This is a genomic window from Mesorhizobium sp. M2C.T.Ca.TU.002.02.1.1 (assembly GCF_003997225.1).
Genome location: NZ_RZTO01000811.1, coordinates 1 through 2,701, shown reverse-complemented (window position 1 = coordinate 2,701; position 2,701 = coordinate 1). Strand labels below are relative to the sequence as shown.

Here is a 2,701-nt window from a genome sequence, read left to right as displayed (position 1 = left end):
GTCCACAACGAGGCCGATCCGAACTGGCTGCTGCGCGAGGATGTCCAGCGCGGGCTGGCCGCTGTCGCCGAGGTGGGCCTCGCCTATGACCTTTTGTTGAAGGAGCCGCAGATCCCCGCGGCTCTGCAGACGGTGGAACGGCATCCCAATTTGCGTTTCGTCGTCGACCACATTGCAAAACCGCGCATTGCGCAGCATGCGATGGAGCCGTGGGCCCGATTGATGCAAGGCTTCAAGACGCACCGCGACCACGTCTGGTGCAAGCTGTCGGGAATGGTCACGGAGGCCGACTGGCGGCATTGGAAAAGCCAGGACCTGCGGCCCTATGTCGACGCGGTGCTCTCGATCTTCGGGCCGTCGCGATGCCTGTTCGGCTCGGACTGGCCGGTCTGCCTCGTCGCCGCCGACTATCAGTCGGTCAAACGCGCGCTGAGCGACTGCCTTTCCGGGCTGACGGAAGAGGAACGGTCGCAGATTTTTGGCGCCTCCGCCATCGAGGCGTACCGCCTGCCGATCCAGTCATAGCGACAACACCCGATCGGCCGCTTGTCCGCCCCGGGCCCGTCGAAGGGCCATGGTGACGACAATTTGCGTCCTCCGGTCGCGGTTTTGCACCGACCTGCCGCCGCATCCCGACCCTGTTGCCGCCGGCCACTTTCACGCGCGTTCCGAACCCCGGCGCTCCGCGCCTCGGACGATGCCTCCCGGCCGTTCTCGCCATGGGGAGCCATATTGACAAGCCTTGTTACATGGTAATAGGGTTGTATGACAAGTTGCCATGTAAGGGAGGAACGTGCATGAGACAGCTAGGACTTGGGTTGGCCATGGCGGCGGCGGGGTTCGCCATGGCTTTGCAGACAGCCCGCGCCGACGAGGAACTGCCCATCGGCGTCATCGCCGCGCAGTCGGGCTCATTCGTTTCGGCCGGCAACACCATTGTCGGCGCGGCCAATCTGGCGGCGCAGCAGATCAACGACGCCGGCGGCATCAAGGTCGGCGACAAGACCTACAAGATCAAGCTTTATATCCGGGACAACAGGACCGATGTGAACGTCACCATCGCGGCCGCGCGCGAGCTGGTCAACGACATCGGCGTCAAGGCGATCTGGGGCACCGAGACGCATGACTTCTCGGTGTCCATGGCCAAGATCACCGGCCCGGCCAAGGTGCTGCAGTTTTCCGGAAACAGCTCGCTCGGAGCCGTGCTCGACGACAAGGCGGTCGCCGACGACGGCTGGCTGCATTATGCGTTCCAGAGCGAGCCGCAGGAATGGCAGCGCAGCGGCAGCACGGCCAAGGGCGTGCTCTCGCTGCTGACGCCGCAGCTGAAGTCGCCGCCGAAGCATTCGGTGGTGTTCGTCGGCAATGACGCGACCGGGCAGTATCTGTCCTCGCACTACGTCAAGGCGCTCGAGGCGGAAGGCCAGAAAGTCGACCTGGTGCAGTATCCGCCGGACACGACCGACTTCTCGCCGCTGCTCACCCGCATCAAGGGCATGAAGCCCGATATCGTGCATTTCTGGTACAATGGCGATTCAACGCTCACCGCCTTTCCGCAGGCCCTCAAGCTCGGCGTGGCTCCGTCCTATTTCCTGTTCGGCGTCGACCCGGGCATCTATCAGGAGCGCAGCTTGAAGGCGGATGTGCCGGTGACGATGAGCTGCGTGCCGGTCTGCTGGGGTTCCTCGCCATACCCCGAGGTGAAGCAGTATTTCGACAAGTATTTCGGCCTCGGCGCCGCCAAGGGACCGCAGTCCTCCGTTTCGCTGCTCTATTACGATTACTTCTTCTGGTACGCCAAGGCGCTGGAGAAGGTCGGCAAGATCGACGATCCGGACGCGGTGGTCGCCGAGCTCCTGAAGTCGGACTACAAGGGCGTCGTGTCGCCTGTGCCGCTTGTGTTCAACAAGCATCATCAGGTCACCTTCGCGACCGAGGTCTGCATGGTCGAACCCAGCACATCCGACAAGTTCAAATGCGCGGTCGAGCAGCCGCCGGCCGCTCCGCCGCCCGGCGACAACGGCGGCTGAGGCGGCCCGCTAGAATATTCGACATCGGGATGGGCGGCGAGATTTTCGGCTCCGCCCATCCTTCCCCCGCAGGCTCGTCACCCGGATTTGATGATGGACATTTTTGTGCAGCAACTGGTGAACAGCCTCTCGGTTGCCAGCGTCACCATTCTCATCGGCATCGGCATCACGCTGATCTTCGGCCTGGCCGGCATCGTCAATTTCGCGCATGGCGAATTCCTGATGGTCGGCGGCATGGCGACCTGGTTCATGGTCGGGGTGGGCATGAACTTCTTCGTGGCGCTGGTGTTCGCCGGCCTGCTGGTCGGCGCGCTCGGCTTTGCCGCCGAACGGTGCCTGTTCCGCTTCACGCTCAACCGGCCGATGAACGGCTTCATCATGTCGATCGGCCTCAGCGTGATCCTGCAGCACGCGGTCATTCGCGTCTTCAACGAGTTCCAGAAAAGCATCACCGACCCGGTCGGCATGGTCTGGACGATCGGCGGCGTCGACATCATCGCCATGCGCGCGATCGTCGTGGCGATAACGGCCGTTGTCGTCGCGATCACCTATTTCGGCATCTCGCGCAGCCGCTACGGCATGGCCTTGCGGGCGAGCGTTTCGGACCGCGACACCGCCGAGCTGATGGGCATTCCGGTGCGCCGCTATGTCACCGGCGTCTTCATCTATGG

At 63.3% G+C, this 2,701-nt stretch carries 3 protein-coding genes; all 3 read left to right on the top strand.

The annotated features are described in order from the left end of the window. Positions 1–525 (top strand): amidohydrolase family protein (locus EOD07_RS29790; RefSeq protein WP_164772666.1); only part of this gene is annotated, 525 nt, incomplete at its 5' end. Between the two features lie 272 nt (positions 526–797). Next, on the top strand, positions 798–2,030 hold the full coding sequence (locus EOD07_RS29785) for an ABC transporter substrate-binding protein (RefSeq protein ID WP_127237876.1): 1,233 nt from the start codon (positions 798–800) through the stop codon (positions 2,028–2,030). A 93-nt stretch (positions 2,031–2,123) separates the two neighbouring features. After that, positions 2,124–2,701 (top strand): branched-chain amino acid ABC transporter permease (locus tag EOD07_RS29780; protein ID WP_164772665.1); only part of this gene is annotated, 578 nt, incomplete at its 3' end.